The sequence below is a fragment of the Bacillus sp. AFS040349 genome (assembly GCF_002577655.1).
In the GTDB taxonomy this organism is placed as follows: domain Bacteria; phylum Bacillota; class Bacilli; order Bacillales; family Bacillaceae; genus Metabacillus.
Genome location: NZ_NUMC01000031.1, coordinates 60,140 through 78,349, shown reverse-complemented (window position 1 = coordinate 78,349; position 18,210 = coordinate 60,140). Strand labels below are relative to the sequence as shown.

The 18,210-nt window shown below is 35.8% G+C and carries 20 protein-coding genes; all 20 read right to left on the bottom strand.

Features of this window, described 5'->3' with window-relative positions:
• Window positions 1–106: 106 nt before the first annotated feature.
• Window positions 107–382, bottom strand: coding sequence for an EscU/YscU/HrcU family type III secretion system export apparatus switch protein (locus COD11_RS08215; RefSeq protein ID WP_098796277.1), 276 nt, complete (start codon window positions 380–382; stop codon window positions 107–109).
• Window positions 379–1,914, bottom strand: a complete 1,536-nt coding sequence (locus tag COD11_RS08210) for a hypothetical protein (protein ID WP_098796276.1) — start codon at window positions 1,912–1,914, stop codon at window positions 379–381. Before COD11_RS08210 ends, COD11_RS08215 begins: the two co-directional genes overlap by 4 nt.
• Before the next feature lie 60 nt (window positions 1,915–1,974).
• Window positions 1,975–2,751, bottom strand: a complete 777-nt coding sequence (locus tag COD11_RS08205; RefSeq protein WP_098796275.1) for a ribonuclease HII — start codon at window positions 2,749–2,751, stop codon at window positions 1,975–1,977.
• A 131-nt stretch (window positions 2,752–2,882) separates the two neighbouring features.
• Window positions 2,883–3,743 carry a ribosome biogenesis GTPase YlqF gene (gene ylqF / locus COD11_RS08200; RefSeq protein WP_098796274.1) on the bottom strand — a complete coding sequence of 287 codons (861 nt, stop codon included), beginning with the start codon at window positions 3,741–3,743 and terminating at the stop codon, window positions 2,883–2,885.
• 20 nt (window positions 3,744–3,763) lie between these two features.
• The gene (gene lepB / locus COD11_RS08195) at window positions 3,764–4,315 is read right to left on the bottom strand and encodes a signal peptidase I (protein WP_098796273.1); all 552 of its coding nucleotides are present in this window, start codon (window positions 4,313–4,315) and stop codon (window positions 3,764–3,766) included.
• Between the two features lie 195 nt (window positions 4,316–4,510).
• Window positions 4,511–4,855 (bottom strand): 50S ribosomal protein L19, encoded by a 345-nt coding sequence (gene rplS / locus COD11_RS08190; protein WP_072580071.1) that lies wholly within the window; start codon window positions 4,853–4,855, stop codon window positions 4,511–4,513.
• 157 nt (window positions 4,856–5,012) lie between these two features.
• The gene (gene trmD / locus COD11_RS08185) at window positions 5,013–5,747 is read right to left on the bottom strand and encodes a tRNA (guanosine(37)-N1)-methyltransferase TrmD (protein WP_098796272.1); all 735 of its coding nucleotides are present in this window, start codon (window positions 5,745–5,747) and stop codon (window positions 5,013–5,015) included.
• A complete protein-coding gene (gene rimM, locus COD11_RS08180) occupies window positions 5,747–6,268 on the bottom strand; it encodes a ribosome maturation factor RimM (RefSeq protein ID WP_098796271.1) in 522 nt (173 codons plus the stop codon). Before rimM ends, trmD begins: the two co-directional genes overlap by 1 nt.
• Before the next feature lie 8 nt (window positions 6,269–6,276).
• Window positions 6,277–6,657, bottom strand: coding sequence for a YlqD family protein (locus tag COD11_RS08175; protein WP_098796270.1), 381 nt, complete (start codon window positions 6,655–6,657; stop codon window positions 6,277–6,279).
• 115 nt (window positions 6,658–6,772) lie between these two features.
• Window positions 6,773–7,003 (bottom strand): KH domain-containing protein, encoded by a 231-nt coding sequence (locus COD11_RS08170; protein WP_098796376.1) that lies wholly within the window; start codon window positions 7,001–7,003, stop codon window positions 6,773–6,775.
• A gap of 11 nt (window positions 7,004–7,014) precedes the next feature.
• Entirely contained in the window at window positions 7,015–7,287 is a 273-nt protein-coding gene (gene rpsP, locus COD11_RS08165) for a 30S ribosomal protein S16 (protein ID WP_078434369.1), read from the bottom strand.
• A 155-nt stretch (window positions 7,288–7,442) separates the two neighbouring features.
• Window positions 7,443–8,786, bottom strand: coding sequence for a signal recognition particle protein (gene ffh, locus COD11_RS08160; protein WP_098796269.1), 1,344 nt, complete (start codon window positions 8,784–8,786; stop codon window positions 7,443–7,445).
• A 13-nt stretch (window positions 8,787–8,799) separates the two neighbouring features.
• The gene (locus COD11_RS08155) at window positions 8,800–9,132 is read right to left on the bottom strand and encodes a putative DNA-binding protein (protein WP_098796268.1); all 333 of its coding nucleotides are present in this window, start codon (window positions 9,130–9,132) and stop codon (window positions 8,800–8,802) included.
• 199 nt (window positions 9,133–9,331) lie between these two features.
• Window positions 9,332–10,330: a signal recognition particle-docking protein FtsY gene (gene ftsY, locus COD11_RS08150; RefSeq protein WP_098796267.1), complete on the bottom strand. Its 999-nt coding sequence runs from the start codon at window positions 10,328–10,330 to the stop codon at window positions 9,332–9,334.
• 19 nt (window positions 10,331–10,349) lie between these two features.
• Entirely contained in the window at window positions 10,350–13,913 is a 3,564-nt protein-coding gene (gene smc / locus COD11_RS08145; protein WP_098796266.1) for a chromosome segregation protein SMC, read from the bottom strand.
• 236 nt (window positions 13,914–14,149) lie between these two features.
• Window positions 14,150–14,893: a ribonuclease III gene (gene rnc / locus COD11_RS08140; RefSeq protein WP_098796265.1), complete on the bottom strand. Its 744-nt coding sequence runs from the start codon at window positions 14,891–14,893 to the stop codon at window positions 14,150–14,152.
• 251 nt (window positions 14,894–15,144) lie between these two features.
• On the bottom strand, window positions 15,145–15,378 hold the full coding sequence (gene acpP / locus COD11_RS08135) for an acyl carrier protein (protein WP_026559383.1): 234 nt from the start codon (window positions 15,376–15,378) through the stop codon (window positions 15,145–15,147).
• Between the two features lie 117 nt (window positions 15,379–15,495).
• Window positions 15,496–16,236: a 3-oxoacyl-[acyl-carrier-protein] reductase gene (gene fabG / locus COD11_RS08130; protein ID WP_098796264.1), complete on the bottom strand. Its 741-nt coding sequence runs from the start codon at window positions 16,234–16,236 to the stop codon at window positions 15,496–15,498.
• Complete coding sequence (gene fabD / locus COD11_RS08125) at window positions 16,237–17,181, bottom strand: ACP S-malonyltransferase (protein WP_098796263.1); 945 nt, start codon at window positions 17,179–17,181, stop codon at window positions 16,237–16,239.
• Window positions 17,182–17,207: 26 nt separating this feature from the next.
• The gene (gene plsX / locus COD11_RS08120) at window positions 17,208–18,203 is read right to left on the bottom strand and encodes a phosphate acyltransferase PlsX (RefSeq protein WP_098796262.1); all 996 of its coding nucleotides are present in this window, start codon (window positions 18,201–18,203) and stop codon (window positions 17,208–17,210) included.
• Window positions 18,204–18,210: the final 7 nt, after the last annotated feature.

The following is an 18,210-nucleotide window of genomic DNA, read 5'->3' as shown; positions in this document are numbered from 1 at the left end:
AAGTAAAATAAATACTTTTTGAACATTAAAAACCCTAAGAAATGTAGGTAGTCTATATATTAAACAGCCTAAACTCTTAAGGTTAGTCACTATATTATTCTATCTCTTATGTTGATAGCTTTTTATCTAACGTATAAACAAAAGCGAATATTTCTGCAACAGCTTCATAAAGCTCTTCAGGTATTTTTTGATGAATTTCCAATTTTGTCAGAAGTTCCACAAGTGCCGGGTCCTCATGTACGTGTACATGATTTTCTTTTGCTGTTTCAAGAATTTCTTTTGCAATCAGTCCTTTTCCTTTTGCAATGACTTTAGGTGCATTTTCTTTATTTTGATCATATTTTAAGGCAATTGCTTTTGTTGGTTCTTCCTTTTTTATCATATTTTAAAGTCAACTCCTGTATAAGAAGTATTAACACCAGAAAAATTTGTATTAGAACCAATTTTCTTTTCTTCTTCAAATGGCTTTACTTGAACCGAAGTCACCTGATAATTCATAGTCTGAAGGCCCTTTTTTAGCTCTTCACTACTAGATGAAACAAGTTCTTTTAAATGCTCATTATTATTAATAAGCGTTATCGTCATCACTCTGTTTTGAATTTGCACATCAATCATTGTTTCAGACAGGTTAGGAAGCTGTAGGTAAAAAAGAATTCGGCAAAAAGATGGATCGATTGTTCCATCTGAACGTTTTTTCCCATTCCATTGAATTGTTAAATCTGTTTGATTTAAAGCAAACAGCGGGACTTGTGTAATAAATTGCGTCGTCGGTCCAGTGTCTTGCTGAAGCAGAGTTTGTCCGTTTAAACGGTTTGTAAGCTGATCCACTTGTTCCTTTATAACAGACCCTTCTAGCTCCTTGCTAGCAGCTAGTAATGTTTCTTTAAGTATTTGGAGTTCTCTTGCATTTCCAGATTCCAAATTCATATTAAGCTTTTGCAATTCAAATTGTTCATTTCTATGATGAAAGAAAAGAGAAAGAACATCTTCTTTTGATGAAAAAAACGGGACCTTGTTAACTATTTTTTGAATAATATCTATTTCATTTTGACTGAACTGATTTATTACAGCATGATCTTTTGGTTGAATAGGCTGTAAAGGAGTACTAGTTTGTTGAAACACTTCTTTTATTACTTGTTTTAATCCGCTCATTTGATGAGCATCATTTTGATTTATTCCCTTTACGACCTTTTGTTCAACATTTGAAAGAGTCTTGATAAACTCTGGTTGAATAAGTTTTTCCACCATCTGTTCAACAGGTTTTTGTATAACATTGGCCAAAATGGAACGCAATTGGTTGACTTGGTCTTTTGGCTGGTCCACTTGTTGAAGTGACTGAAAAAGTGTATCCATTTGCTTAGCTAAAGGGATTTTAGAATTAGCTTGAACTAGAGAACTTACAACATTTTCCGAAAGTTGATAGTGTTGCTTGAGGGCAAATTTAATAGCTTCAATTGTTTGGGGAATTAAACTTTTCGGTGTGTTTTTTACGATCTCAGTTGCTGATACTAGCTGTTCCTTTGTAACTGGTATATTTTCCTTTAACAAAACATTTGAAAGTAGTATATTATCCTTTGTTGGTTTCTGCTGAAATAATGAAAGAAAGTCCTTTGCAGAAGCATCCTGTTTTGATAGTTTATCAGCTTCCACTGATTTAATAATCCTCAGCTCAATACCTTGTTGATTAGATCCTTTAACACGGAACCAATAATTTTGTAAAGCATTAATTGGTGCTTCAAGCTGTGCAACAAGCTTAGATTGCCCAACTTGAATAAGAGCTTTTTGGTCAGGAAAGAGCTTTAGAACATGTCCAACTACGACTTGATTTTCTTTTAATGTTAATTGGTTTTGGGGCATAGTCATTTGTTCAACAGTAGTCTGAATAAGATTTTTTATTGCAAGTGGATAAACCATTAGCCTATTCCTCCCTTCTCAAAATGCCTCTTTTCTTTACCATATCCTACTTCAATAGCCTTATAGGACGTTGCACAATCCCTTTACAGGCGCAAAACTCCTACGGTGGTGTTCTGTTACCCCAAACTCTTTTAGCGCATCTAGATGGAATTTTGTCCCGTATCCCATATGTTGCTCAAATCCATACTGTGGATATTTACTAGAAAGATCGACCATCATTTTATCTCGTGTTACCTTAGCAATTACTGAACTTGCAGCAATAGAGACACTTTTTGAATCTCCTTTAACGATAGACTCCTGCTGAATTGGCAGATCTAACTTCATCGCATCAAGTAGTAAATAAGTTGGCTGAATAGCTAATTCCTCAATCGCTTTTTTCATCGCTAATTTTGTAGCTTCGTAAATATTAACTTTATCAATTATATCTGGTGAGATAACGCCAATACCTATAGCTTCAGCATTTTCCTTTATCAAATCATAGTAGTGATTTCTCATAGATTCAGAAAGCTTTTTAGAGTCCGTTAAGCCGGGGATATAGCAATCTTCTTTTAAAATGACAGCTGCAGCAACTACAGGTCCTGCCAGAGGTCCTCTGCCAACTTCATCGATTCCAGCAATAAACTCAAAACCCTCCTGTTTTGCTGCTCTTTCATAACTAAGCATTTCATAATATTGCTTCTGTAACAATTTCTCGTGTTCGTAGTTTTTAAACCATCTTTCAACGAGTTGCTGTACTCCTTTTCTAGTATCAGCTTGACACTCTTTAAGAAATGGATCTTGCATATCCGTAATTTCCACTAATTTTTTTTGAACTTCTTTTGTTGTTAATGGCATTATTTGTTCTCCTCGTGCACATGTTTTGTCTTTTATATGTATAATATCTAAAATTATTCTTTATCATTATATCGGCCGTAATTCAAATAAATAAAGACCCGTCATAATTAAATGCGGGTCAGATTAAAAATGGTTTATTCATCTTGAAAATCAGCAGGAATTTCAAAAGATAATTTCCCTAACTTATCTGTTCTTATTTCCCTTAAAATTAATTCAGATGTTTTATCGTAATCAATATAGCCCCCGGATACCATACAGCCCCGTTTCTTCCCGATCTCATCAAATAGCGGGACTATTTCTTCAGGAATTTCATTAAGATTATAGCGCTCTAACAATCTTTTAGGATAATGTTCTTTCATAAAGTTTAATGCAAAAACAGTGACTTCTTGCAGATTCAAAATAGCATCCTTGATTGCTCCTGTTGTTGCAAGTTTTTGACCTACTAATTGATCTTCAAACTTCGGCCAAAGGATACCAGGTGTGTCTAAAAGCTCTAGCTCATTTCCAACCTTTACCCATTGTTGTGCCGTCGTTACTCCCGGACGATCTCCAGTTTTTGTAATATTTCTTTTAGCGAGTCTATTAATAAGAGTGGATTTCCCAACATTCGGGATACCAATAATCAATGCACGTATGGCACGAGGTTTAATTCCCTTCGCAGCCATTTTATCAAATTTCTCTTTAAGAAGAACTTTTGACAATGCAGTGATTTGTTTTAATCCTGTTCCAGATTGAGCGTCTATAGCAATGGCGGGTATATCTTGTTCTTTAAAATATTCAATCCATTGCTTAGTAATTGAATCATCAGCTTTGTCAGCTTTGTTCAAGAGTACTATTCTTGGTTTAGATGAAACAATTTCATCTATCATCGGATTTCTAGAAGACATAGGAATTCTCGCATCTACAAGTTCAAAAACAATGTCAATAAGTTTTATCTTTTCAGTAACCTGTCTTCTCGCTTTTGCCATATGACCTGGAAACCATTGTATCGTCATTTCATAACACCTTCTTTAAATTACTCAGCAAACCGTATATCTGATACTGGCCAATAAACTAAGCTTGCCTTACCCATAACCTCTTCTATCGGTATTGTTCCTATATGTCTGCTATCCTTGCTTTGCCTTCTGTTATCCCCCATGACAAATAAATGACCTTCTGGTACAGTATCTTGCCCAATAATGCTATCGAGGTCAAAAGGTTCTGTTAGCGGGCCGTCAATTAAATCGTCTTTATATTCATTCAGATAGGGTTCTTCATAAGCTTCTCCGTTAATGTATAACGTATCGTTTTTGTATTCTACTTTATCACCCGGTAAACCTATTACTCGTTTTATATAGTCTTTTTCTAAAGTTGCATGAAAAACCACAATATCAAAACGTTCAGGTTCTCCAATTTTGTATGATAATTTATTAACAATCATTCGATCTTGTGTATGTAAAGTTGGCATCATTGAGAACCCATCAACTACAATAGGAGCAAATAAGAAATACCTAATAATAGCTGCTAAAAGAACGGCAATAGCCAATGCTTTTATCCATTCAAAAAGTTCATTTTTCTTTTTGGTCATTCAATTCACCTGCTTCTAGCAATCATTATGTCCATTATTTGTTTATTACTATACTTGTATGGTGAGTTTACTGTTCATGTGATGAAACAGCCTTTTTATTGAAAAAGGAGCTTGTTAGGTAACAAGCTCCTTTTCAACTATACGGACAGTGTACCTGACCCATATATTTGAGGCTTAGTAGACTACTAAGCAATCTTATCGAATTTCTTTAATACGCGCAGCTTTACCACGTAATTGACGTAGGTAGTAAAGTTTAGCACGGCGAACTTTACCGCGACGAATTACTTCTAGCTTCGCGATCTTTGGTGTGTGTACAGGGAAAGTACGCTCAACACCTACACCGTAAGAAATCTTACGAACTGTAAATGTTTCACTGATTCCACCACCACGACGCTTAATCACAACACCTTCAAATACCTGAATACGCTCACGAGTACCCTCAACAATACTTACGTGTACACGTACAGTATCACCAGGACGGAATGCAGGTAGATCAGTTTTTAATTGTTCTTTTGTGATTTCTTCAATTAATTTTTGCATCGTTTTCAACTCCTTCCAACAGATGCTCATTCCAATACTTTTATTGCAGCGGAACATCGTTATAAAAGACTGCATAAAGGAAAATAGTTTAAATAAAAACTTTTCATCTGCAAGTCACGAGATTTATCATAACATATAGACTGTTAGGCTGCAATAGCTAGTTCTCATTTTCCCATTTTTTTATCAAGGTTTTTTGCTTGTCAGTCAAAGGATATGATTTTAGCAGGTCTGGACGTCTCTCAAACGTTCTACGGAGTGATTGTTCTTCACGCCACTCTGCAATTAATTTATGGTTCCCTGATAGAAGAACTTCAGGTACTTGTAACCCTCTAAAATCTGCTGGACGGGTGTAATGCGGATGTTCTAGTAAGCCTGAGCTGTATGAGTCTAGTACAGGTGAATCTTCGTTTCCTAAGACTCCTGGTAAAAGCCTTACAACACTGTCTGTTATGACCATTGACGCGAGTTCTCCACCTGTTAAAACAAAATCCCCAATTGAGATCTCTTCTGTTACAAGATGTTCCCTAATACGTTCATCATACCCCTCATAATGACCACAGATAAAAAGAAGATGTTCTTCTTTTGCTAATTGTTCTGCTTTTGACTGAGTAAAACGTTCTCCCTGAGGGCACACCAAGATCACTTTCGGTTCAGTATTCCCATTACTACGAATATCTTCTACAGCATCAAAGATCGGTTGTGGAGTTAACACCATTCCAGCACCTCCACCATAGGGATAGTCATCGACATTTTGATGCTTATTGGAGGAATATTGTCTGAAGTTAATCACGTTAAACTGAACAGCTTCCTTTTCCTGTGCCTTCTTTAGGATAGATTCATTCAAGACTCCATGAAACATCTCTGGGAAAAGTGTTAAAAAATCGATCTTCATTAGTCTAGTAACCCTTCCATAGGTGTTATAATAATTTTTTTCTCTACGATATCAATCTCTTTAACAATGTCTTCAATATAAGGAACTAGGAGGTCTTTTCCTATCTTTCTTTGTACAACCCATACATCATTTGCACCAGTTGCTAATATTTCTCTAATTGTCCCGATTTCTTCACCTTCATCGGTAAACATTTTACAACCGATTATTTCGTGAAAGTAATACTCACCCTCTTCCAATTCAGAAAGTTGTGATTCTGTCACTTTAAGTAGTGAGCCTTTGAATTGTTCAACATCCTGAATTGAAGGCATTCCTTCAAACGTTAATAGATCAAAATTCTTATGAACACGATGGCTATCAACAACTACTTCAATAGGTTGATCAGAGCCTTCTTTAAATATATAAAGAGTGTTACCTGGCTCATATCTTTCTTCAGCAAAGTCTGTTTTTGAAATAACACGAACTTCTCCTCTAATTCCGTGTGTATTTACAATTTTCCCTACATTAAACCATTTTTCTGTCATACTATTAATCACCTCAGGCGTATTTGATCTACGATTCCATCTCTAATGATAATCGTTTTTTCTTTCATTAATTCTTCCCAATTGTCTCCTACATTTACTTCGACAATTGCTTCTACTTCTTTATCTTTAATTTCGCTTCCAATTGGTAATGTATGTACTTGTTCTAGTTGAAAATCCACTAGCTTAATCTTTTCCCGCCTTTTATCAATTTCTTTTAAGAACGGTCCAGCAAGCTGTTTACTCGTTTTCTCTAGTTTTTTATATTCAAAATATAATTGATCCATTTCCTGTTTCAGGCTTTTTTTGCGCTGTGTAAATTGTTTTATCAATAATTCCTTACTTGTTTCGGTTATCATTTGCTTCACTGTAACCTGGTGGAGTATCTTCATTATTGTTCCTCCCATTTACAAGCATAATACTTTGAAAAACCATTCATATTCTAATTTGATTTATTACTATTTTTTTTTACGTACAAAAAAAGGGGAGGAACCTCCTCACCCTTTTTTAGTCATTAATTTCTAGTTGGATTCTTTTAGATGAATTAGATCCTGCTGCATACACAACAGTTCGAATCGCTTTTGCTATACGACCTTGTTTCCCAATGACTTTGCCGACATCTTCTTTATGAACAGAAAGGCAATAAATTATTTGATGCTCCTGTTCAAATTCAGTTATCTCAACAGAATCGGGAGAATCAACAAGTGGTTTAACAATTGCTTCGATTAACTCTTTCATCTTAACAGTCATTACTTGCTATTTTTTGCGTTATGGAATTTTTCCATAATGCCTTCGTTAGAGAACAAGTTACGAACTGTGTCAGAAGGTTTAGCACCGTTTGACATCCATTTTAATGCTAATTCTTCATTGATTTTCACTTCTGCTGGTTGAGCAACTGGATTGTATGTCCCAACAACTTCAATGAAACGTCCATCACGTGGTGAACGAGAATCTGCTACTACAATACGATAAAAAGGAGATTTTTTTGCTCCCATACGTTTTAAACGAATTTTAACTGCCATTTTATAAAGCACCTCCGAAAATGTTTCAACAAGATAGTATATTATCAAATAAGTGATATGATGTAAAGGTTTTTTTCTTGTCAGAAGAAAATTTCCTTAAAAAACTTATTTTTTGCTATGATATTTTCTAAAAAACGAGACTTAAAATCATAGAATTACATGAACGGAAACTTCATTCCGCCTTTTTTCTTTCCTTTTGACATATTTGTCATTTGCTTCATCATTTTTTTCATATCTTCAAATTGCTTTAATAGTCGGTTCACCTCTTGTACGGATGTACCACTACCAACTGCAATTCTCTTTTTTCGAGAAGCATTCATAATTTCAGGGTTTATCTTTTCAGCTTTTGTCATGGACTTAATAATTGCTTCTACATGACTGATTTGCTTTTCGTCAACTTGAAGGTTTTTCAAACCCTTCACCTTGTTAGCCCCCGGCAACATGCCAATTAGATCCTCTAAAGGTCCCATATTGCGCACCTGACCAAGCTGCTCAAGGAAATCATCAAATGTGAAGGATGCTGTACGCATTTTTTGTTCTAACTCTTTTGCTTTTTCAGCATCTACATTTGTTTGAGCCTTTTCAATAAGTGTTAAAACATCACCCATACCTAAAATTCTTGAAGCCATCCGTTCTGGATGAAACGCCTCAAGAGCATCAAGCTTTTCACCTAACCCAACAAACTTAATAGGTGTATTAGTAACAGACCGAATAGAAAGTGCCGCTCCACCACGAGTATCACCGTCAAGTTTGGTTAAAACAACCCCTGTTAACCCAAGCTGCTCATTAAAGCTTTTGGCAACATTCACCGCATCTTGACCCGTCATCGCATCAACAACAAGAAAAATTTCATCTGGTTTCGCAATTTCTTTTACCTGCTCAAGCTCTTCCATAAGATTTTCATCAATATGAAGACGACCTGCAGTATCAATAATTACGTAATCATGATGTTCTTCTTTTGCGTGGGCTAATGCCTTTGTTGCTATTTCAACTGGACTAACTTGATCACCTAATGAGAAAACAGGCATATCCAATTGTTTACCTAATGTCTCTAACTGCTTTATCGCCGCAGGACGGTAAATATCAGCAGCAACAAGTAACGGCTTACGGTTATGCTTTTTTCTTAATAAATTTGCGAGTTTACCGGTAGTTGTTGTTTTACCAGCACCCTGTAAACCAACCATCATAATAACCGTTGGCGGGCGGTTGGACACAGCTATTTTACTCTGCTCTCCACCCATCAGTTCAGTCAGCTCGTCTTTAACCACTTTAATGACCTGTTGGCCTGGAGTTAAGCTTTTCATAACTTCTTGACCAACAGCGCGCTCACTAACGCGCTTAATAAAGTCCTTCACGACTTTGAAGTTAACATCCGCTTCTAAAAGAGCAAGGCGTACTTCACGCATCATTTCTTTTACATCTGCTTCAGATACTTTCCCTTTGCCGCGAATTTTGGCCATCGTATTCTGCAGTCGGTCGGCTAATCCTTCAAATGCCATAATATGCCGCCTCCTAATCTAATTTCTCAAGTTCATTTAGTAATGAATCAAACATAGCTTTGTTCTCAATGTTAGGAGAAAATTCACGTAGTTTTGTCATTAACTTTTGTCTCTCTTGAAATTTTTGAAATAATAATAGCTTCTCTTCATATTGCTCCAGCATTGCTTCAGTTCGTTTAATGTTATCGTAAACAGCTTGTCTACTCACATCATACTCTTCCGCAATTTCACCAAGGGAGAAATCATCTAAATAGTATAACGACATATAGCTTTTCTGCTTAGGTGTTAACAACGATTGATAGAAATCAAATAAATACGTAAGCCTCGTCGTTTTTTCAAGCATCATGCCGATTCACCCCTTTGTTAAGTGAATTACCTTTACAACTTATTAGTCTACATAGGAAGCTTTTTCTTGTCAAGTAATTGTATATGAAAATTGTGATAGCGACGATGTATAAGCACATTCTTACTCACGTTTTGTGTTGAATAAAACAAAAAAGCTAACAATCTCAATAAATGAAATTGATAGCTTTAATAATGATTATTTACTCTTCTTCTTGTGCTTCAATTATTCCTGAGAAAAGACCATAAACATATTGTTCCGTGTTAAACTCTTGTAAATCATCCATTTTTTCTCCCAAACCAACAAACTTCACAGGGATATCAAGCTCTCCTTTAATCGCTAACACAATACCACCTTTTGCAGTACCGTCTAATTTTGTAAGAACTATTCCTGATACATCTGTTGCTTGGGAAAATTGTTTTGCTTGTGTCATAGCATTTTGACCTGTTGTTGCGTCTAGTACAAGCAATACTTCATGAGGAGCTCCAGGTATTTCACGTTCGATTACACGCTTAACTTTCTCAAGCTCTTTCATCAGATTAACTTTATTTTGTAGTCTTCCAGCTGTATCACAGAGTAAAACATCGACATTACGTGCCTTAGCTGCCTGAACAGCATCATACATAACCGCAGCAGGGTCAGAACCTTCCGATTGTTTAATAACATCAACACCTACACGCTCTCCCCACACTTCTAACTGCTCAATAGCTCCTGCTCTAAAAGTATCACCAGCAGCCAATAAAACAGAATTTCCTTCGCTTTTTAGTTTATGTGCTAGCTTGCCAATTGTCGTAGTTTTCCCTACTCCATTTACACCTACAAATAAAACGACATTTAATCTTCCAGCTTGTAATTCCAATTTATTGAGCGACTCATCATGATCGCTACCTTCATATATTTCAACAAGCTTTTCAGAAATAACAGCTTGAACTTCTTTCGTATCTTGGATATTTTGACGTTTCACTTCCATCTTTAATTCATCAATTAAATCCATAACAGTAGCAACACCAACATCGGCACTAATGAGTAATTCTTCAAGCTCTTCGAAAAACTCTTCATCCACTTTACGATATCTAGCTACAAGATCATTCATTTTACCAGCAAAAGAATCTCTTGTCTTTGTTAAGCCCTCTTTGAATTTTTCAGTAACAGAATCTGTTTGTTGAGTAATTTTTTCTTTTAATTTTTTAAAAAAGCTCATCTTTGTCGTTTCCTTTCCACTAAGATTGCACTAATTCCTTTGTTTCTTCAAGTCTAACAGATACAAGCTTAGAAACACCTGATTCCTGCATTGTTACGCCATATAATACATCAGCCTCTTCCATAGTACCTTTCCGATGCGTGATAACAATAAATTGTGTTTCATGACTGAATTTTTTTAAATACTGTGCGAATCGGTGTACGTTTGCTTCATCAAGTGCCGCTTCCACTTCATCTAGTACACAAAAAGGAACCGGTCGTACCTTTAAAATAGAAAACAGTAAGGCAATAGCTGTTAAGGCACGTTCTCCACCAGAAAGCAAGCCAAGGTTTTGAAGTTTTTTCCCCGGAGGCTGTGCCACAATATCAACACCAGTATTTAAAAGGTCATTAGGATCAGTTAGTTTCAACTCAGCCCGTCCTCCACCAAATAATGCCTGAAAAACAGATTCAAAATGAGAACGAATAGCATTAAATGTTTGTTCGAACCTTCTTTTCATTTCGATATCCATCTCATCGATCACTTGATATAGCGTATCTTTTGCTTCTAATAAATCATCGCGTTGTTCTGTTAAAAACGTAAATCTCTCAGAAACACGTTCATATTCATCAATCGCTCCTAAGTTTACCGTTCCAAGTTCATCAATTGCAAGTTTAATTAACTTCACACGTTTTCTCGCTTCATCAACTTCTATTTCAAGAGTATATTTTTCTTTAGCACCTTCAAATGTTAAGAAATATTCTTCTCGAAGATGATTTAATCGATTATCAAGTTCAACATCTAATCGATTTAACTTTACTTCCTCATCTTTTAAAATATCTTGAAGCTGTTTATCCTGACGTTTTAATTCTTTTAGCTCCCGCTCTTCATGTTCAAGCTTTTCTTGTAACTGAAGACGCTCTTCACGTCTGCTAGCTATTAATTCAACTGTTTTGTTTTTGTCTTGTAGCTTCTTATTAGCAGCTTCATCTAGTTTTTCCTCACCTGAAGAACTTGAACTCATCTCATTTGAAAGAAGTGAATAATCTTCAGATGCATCTTTATGCTTTTGTTGAGATTCTTGTAAGTCTAATTTTATACGTTCAACTTTTTCTTTTTGATTCTCATACACTTGCTGCTTACTTGCATGTACTACCTTTAATTCAATAAGTTGATTCTGCAGTTCATCTTTAGACGTTTGTTGTGTTGTCTTCTTTACAGACAATTCTTCGATTTCTTTATCCAGTTTTTCCAAACTTGTTGAAATCTCTTTTAATTTCACCTGAAGTTCATCTTTTCGACCTATCATTCTTGTTTTCTCAGACTCAAAGGCTTCTCGCTCAGAATCATATAATTTCAAATGATCATTTACATTTTTTTCATTCAATTCAATCTCTCGTATGTTACCACGGATTTTTTGCTCTTCTAATCGAAGGTTTTCACCTTTAGAACGAAGCTCCTCTAGCGTTTTTTCATGCTGTTGAATTGATTCTTTTGAGGATTTCACATCTTTTTCAAGCTCCTCAGTCTTCTGCTCCATTACAGATAACTTTTCTACAATTTGTTCTAGTTCACGTTGTCGACTCAGTAAAGAATTGTTCTTTTGTTTTACCGCACCACCTGTCATCGATCCCCCGGGATTCACAACATCACCTTGAAGGGTAACTAATCGATAGCGATAATTCATTAACTTAGCAATATCATTTGCTCCCTTTAAGTCTGAGGTAACAATGACAGTACCTAATAAATTCCCAATAATTGATTGAAATTGAGCTTGATACTTAACAAGATTTCTCGCAAGCCCAACAAATGCAGGATGGTTTTCAATCAACGCTAAATCATGATGGTTAATAGAACGCTCCTTTATTACTGATAGAGGCAAAAATGTAGCTCGTCCAAATGAATGCTGCTTTAAAAATTGTATAGCTTTTCTAGCTGCAGATTCATCTTGAACAACGACATGCTGCATAGAACTACTTAAGGCAATTTCAATCGCTGTTTCATATTCCTTATCTGTTGTAATTAATTCAGCAACAGCACCGTGAATTCCTCCAAGCTCATCTTTCGCTTTTAGAATTTCTTTTACTCCTTGGAAAAAGCCTGCATAGTCTTCCTGCATTGATTCAAGAACTTCTTTTCGTGAACGTGTTTGTTGTAATAATTGATAAGCCTGATAAAGAGCTGTCTCCTTTTTCTGATATGAATTCTTCAGGTTTTCCAATTTCGCAGTTGTATCACGAAAGCTTTTAATCTGATCTGATAATTGTTTTTCAATTAGTGAATAATTTGCTTCAATCTTCATTTTCTTTTCTAAGATTTCCTGACGTTCAGTCACGTATCTTTGATTAGAATCTAGCAGTCTTGTATTTTTTCTTTCTTGCTGTGAAAGCTGCTCTTCTAAGTAATTTATCTCGTTACGTGATGAAGCTTGCTCATTTAGTAGATCAAAATACTCACTTTTTAATTCTTCAATAGATTCATCAAGGTTTTGATCATAAGTGGAGGCAAGCTTTTGCTTTTCTGACAGTTCACTTTTAATTTCTTCTAGTTCATTTGTATACGATGTTAATAAATTCTCTTGTTCTTGCTTTTCATGACTTAACTGAGAAATTTTAACCGTTAGTTCCTCAATTGTTCTTTCAAGCTGAGCTTTATTTTGATGTGCATTTTTCTTTCGCTCTTTTAAGACTTCTTTTCTACCTTCTAGCTTTTCCAGTTCTTCACTTGTTAATAAGAGAACTTGTTGTAGATCATCAATTGAATCATCCAAAGCACTAAGATGCTCTTTCATTCGTTCAACATCAGCTTCACGTTTTTGCATGGTTGCAGCAAGCTTTAATTCGCGGTCTTTTCCCTCTTCAACTGAATTTGAAAGAGCTTCGTATTTCCCGTGCAGCTCTTCTACTTCGAAAACCGTAAGCGCTACTTCAATCTTCTCTAATTCTTCTTTTTTCTCTAAATAATCTTTAGCGATTGAAGCCTGTATTTTTAGAGGTTCAACCTGTCCTTCTAATTCATGAAGGATATCTTGAACACGGTTTAAATTTTCTTGGGTTTCAGCTAATTTATATTCTGCTTTCTTTTTACGCGACTTATATTTTAAAACACCAGCAGCCTCTTCAAAAATGGTTCTGCGTTCTTCAGATTTACTGCTGAGAATTTCTTCGACTTTTCCTTGACTTATTATGGAAAAGGCTTCTTTACCTAAACCGGAATCCATAAATAAATCAACAATGTCTTTTAGACGGCAACTTTGTTTATTAATAAAAAATTCACTTTCCCCTGATCGATATACACGACGTGTTACACTAACCTCGTGATAATCAATTGGGAGGAAAGAATCATCATTATCTAAAGTAAGGGTTACCTCCGCTACATTCAGCCCTCTTCTAGAGTCACTTCCAGCAAAAATAATATCTTCCATTTTGGCTCCGCGAAGAGACTTAGCTGATTGTTCACCTAATACCCATCTTATTCCATCTGTTATATTACTCTTACCACTACCATTAGGTCCAACTACTGCTGTAACACCTTTTACAAAATCAACAGTTACTCGTTCAGCAAAGGACTTGAATCCTACAATATCCAATCGTTTGAGGAACATTGTGATCCTCCTTACTATTTTCTTTTATGTTATTTTGTTTCGAAAATGTTATTAATACGTCTATTCTGAAACTCCTTCATATTTTATCACAATATGTCGAAGCTCGGTTCATACATTTGGATATTTGACTTCCTATCAATATGATCAATCATTGCAAAATATAAATGATAACATGTAAAACCTTAAAAAAAGGACAACTCAATTAATACCTACATGAGTCTGCCCTTCATAGTATCTTATTTATTTATTTGTTGAAGCTTTGAAAGTGCTTCTTGTGCAGCATGTTGCTCAGCTTCTTTTTTTGACTTTCCACTTCCTGTGCCAAAAACCTCACCATTTAAAGATACAGTGGATACAAACTCTCGGTTATGAGCTGGTCCTTTTTCCTGGAGAATTTTATATTCAAGTGTCCCTTTAGTGTCACGCTGAACAAGTTCTTGAAGCTGACTCTTAAAGTCCATAACATGAGAAAAGGCACCTTCGTCAACTTTTGGAATAACAAATTTATCTAAAAATTGAACAACAGAATCAAGACCTTGATCTAGGTAAAGTGCACCAACGAATGCTTCAAAAACATCTGCAAGCAATGCAGGGCGAGCTCGTCCACCCGTCATTTCTTCTCCTTTTCCAAGTAGAACCAAGCTACCAAATGCAAGTGTATTCGCGAATGATACAAGAGAAGGTTCACAAACAATAGCGGCACGCAGTTTTGTTAATTCTCCTTCACTCATCATTGGATATTTTTTATAAAGATATTGAGAAATGGTCAATTCTAAAACAGCATCACCTAAAAATTCAAGTCTTTCATTGTCTTCATATGGCTTTTTCCGATGTTCATTTACATAAGAAGAATGAGTAAATGCTTGATATAAAAGTTTTTCATTAGTAAATGTGTGACCAATACGCTCCTGGAATTTTTTGAATTCCTCTGCTTTTTTAGCAAAAGATCTTCTTTCTTTATAATTAATATGTCTTGCCATCATCAGGCACCTCCAATTTTATAGCTGCAGCGACGCCTTGATCCTTATATAAGACACTTCATAATTGAAGGTGACATTATTCCCTTGAATTATGAAGTGGCTTATGACCTGTTAATCGTACTCAAGTTTTGTAACGAGAGCTTCGTACCTGGGCAAAAAGGTTTTGGGGCTTGCTTTTTACATTTTACTATTAAAAAATATCTAATAAAAGGGGGAAAGCCCCGTAATAAATACGGGACTTATCATCAACATTACTGTTGGCTATTTATGTAGTTAACAGCGTCACCCACTGTACCGATTTTTTCTGCATCTTCATCAGAAATTTCCATATCGAACTCATCTTCAAGTTCCATAACAAGCTCAACTACATCAAGGGAATCTGCTCCAAGATCATCTTTAAAAGAAGACTCTAATTTTACCTCAGCTTCATCAACGCCTAAGCGGTCAACGATGATCTTTGTTACACGTTCTAATACATCTGCCATTTTCGTTCACCTCCCCTCAAGTATTATAGATGATTTTTAATTGAAAAACTAGGCTTCTCTCTAGTATTTTCAATAATTTTAGCTCCCTAAACATAGATTCAACATCTATATGGGAGATTACATAACCATTCCGCCATTTACATGCAGCGTTTGTCCGGTTATATATTTGCTTTTTTCAGAAGCAAGGAATGTTACAACATTAGCAATATCACTAGGTTCACCTAAAGTTGCAAGTGGTATTTGTTTTAATAAATCTGCTTTTATATCTTCATTAAGTTCATCTGTCATGTCAGTTGTGATAAAGCCAGGAGCAACTGCGTTTACAGTAATATTTCTTGAAGCCAGTTCCTTTGCTGTTGTTTTTGTTAATCCAATAACCCCAGCCTTCGCCGCAACATAGTTAGCTTGACCAGCGTTACCACTAACTCCAACAACAGATGTAATATTAATGATACGACCGTTTCTCTGCTTCATCATTTGTCTTGTTACAGCTTTCGTACAAAGGAAAACACCTTTTAAGTTTGTGTCAATAACATCATCCCATTCAGAATCTTTCATTCTCATTAGAAGATTATCTCTTGTGATTCCAGCATTATTTACTAGAATATCTAATTGACCGAACTCATTTAATACTTCTTTAATCATAGCTTGAACTTCGTCACCATTTGAAACATCAGCTTTAATGGCAATTGCATTTCCACCATTTGCTTTGATTTCATCGACAACTTCATTTGCTTTCGCTTCATTTCCTGCATAGTTCACGGCAATGCTTGCTCCATTACTCGCAAGATCCAATGCGATCGCTTTACCAATTCCACGAGAAGCTCCGGTTACAAGAGCAACTTTATTCTCCAACATTTATTGTTCCTCCTTAAGCTTTTCTACAGTAGCTTGTAATGACTCAAGATCAAAAACGTTGTGAATCGTTGCAGAGCGGTCAATTTTTTTCACTAATCCTGTTAATACCTTACCAGGACCTACTTCTATGAACGTCGTCACACCATTTTCCATCATTGTTTTTACTGATTCTTCCCATCTTACAGGAGAGTATAACTGTTTTACTAGTAAGTCTTTAATTTCAAGACTCTCTTTCACTGGCTTAGCTGTTACGTTTGCTATAACTGGAATAGATGCATCTTGAAAGTTTAATTGAGATAATACCTCTTGAAACTTATGTGCAGCAGGTTTCATTAATTCAGAATGAAACGGACCACTAACTACAAGTGGAATGGCTCTTTTCGCTCCATTTTCTTTTGCCAGTGCTGAAGCTTTTTCAACTCCTTCAGCCGTACCTGAAATAACGATTTGACCTGGACAATTTAAGTTAGCCAGTTGTACCGAATCTCCTTCATCAGAAACCTGAGCTGTTACTTTTTCTAATTCTTCAGCTGATATGCCTAAAACCGCTGACATAGCTCCTTGTCCTGCTGGAACCGCTTGGTCCATATATTCCCCACGCTTTTTAACTGCATAAACTGCATCTTCAAAAGGAAGTACACCAGCTGCAACAAGCGCTGAGTATTCACCAAGGCTATGTCCAGCAACATATTCTGGTTGAATATTAAATTGTTTGAAATGGTTTAATATTGCAATACTTGTTGTAAGAAGCGCCGGTTGAGCATTATAAGTCAAAGTTAATGTATCTTGTGGTCCCTCAAAAATAAGTTTCGATAATTCTTGACCTAATCGTTCATCTGCTTGATCAAAAATTTGTTTGGATGATTCTACTTCTTCATAAAAATCTTTTCCCATTCCAACAGTCTGTGAACCTTGGCCTGGAAATAAAAAAGCGATTTTTGTCATGAAAGTGTTCCCCCGTTTCTATCCTGTTAATCTTCTTTATTCATACTTTTTAGCGATGCATGAATGGTTTCAGCAACATCATAAGACACCATATCTTTTGTTTGGCGAATTGCGTTGTATATTGCATTAGCATCTGAAGAGCCATGCGCTTTTATTACAGGTGCCTTAAGGCCAAAGAGCGCAGCACCACCGTACTCTGAATAATCCATCTGTTGTTTTATTGATTTTAGCTGAGGCTTCAGGATACCCGCAGCAATTTTAGACTTAAGGTTACTCGTTAAAGCTGATTTAAGCATAGAAAAAACAGAGAGTGCTGTACCCTCAATTGTCTTTAAAGCTATATTTCCGGTAAACCCATCTGTTACAACAACATCAGCAACGGACTCCATTAAATCTCTTGACTCAACATTTCCTACAAAATTTAAATCTGTTTGTTTTAAAAGCTCATAAGTTTGTTTTGTTAACTCATTTCCTTTTTTATCTTCTGTACCTACATTTAGCAAACCAACGCGTGGATTTTTAACTCCACGAACTTTCTCAACATATATAGAACCCATTATTGCATATTGCAATAAATGTTCCGGCTTAGCGTCTACATTTGCACCAACATCTAAAAATAAAAAACCTTTTCCATTTAATGTTGGCAAAGTTGGTGATAAAGCAGGTCTTTCTATTCCCTCGATTCGACCAACAACAAAGAGACCTGCTGTCATTAGTGCTCCTGTGTTCCCAGCAGAAATACAACCATCTGCCCTTCCTTCTTTTACTTCATTTGCCATCAAAACCATTGACGCATTTTTCTTCCGTCTAACCGCGCGAACGGGCTCATCAGTAGCTTCTATCACTTCATCTGTATGTAAAATTGAGATTCGTGTGGAATCTGTTAAGTATGTTTTAATTTTATCTTCTTGCCCTATTAATGTTACTTCTAAATCTGGAAAAGCAGTGATAGCCTTCATTACTCCTTCTACTACTGCTTGTGGTGCATTGTCTCCACCCATCGCATCAATTGCGAGCTTCATTTATGTA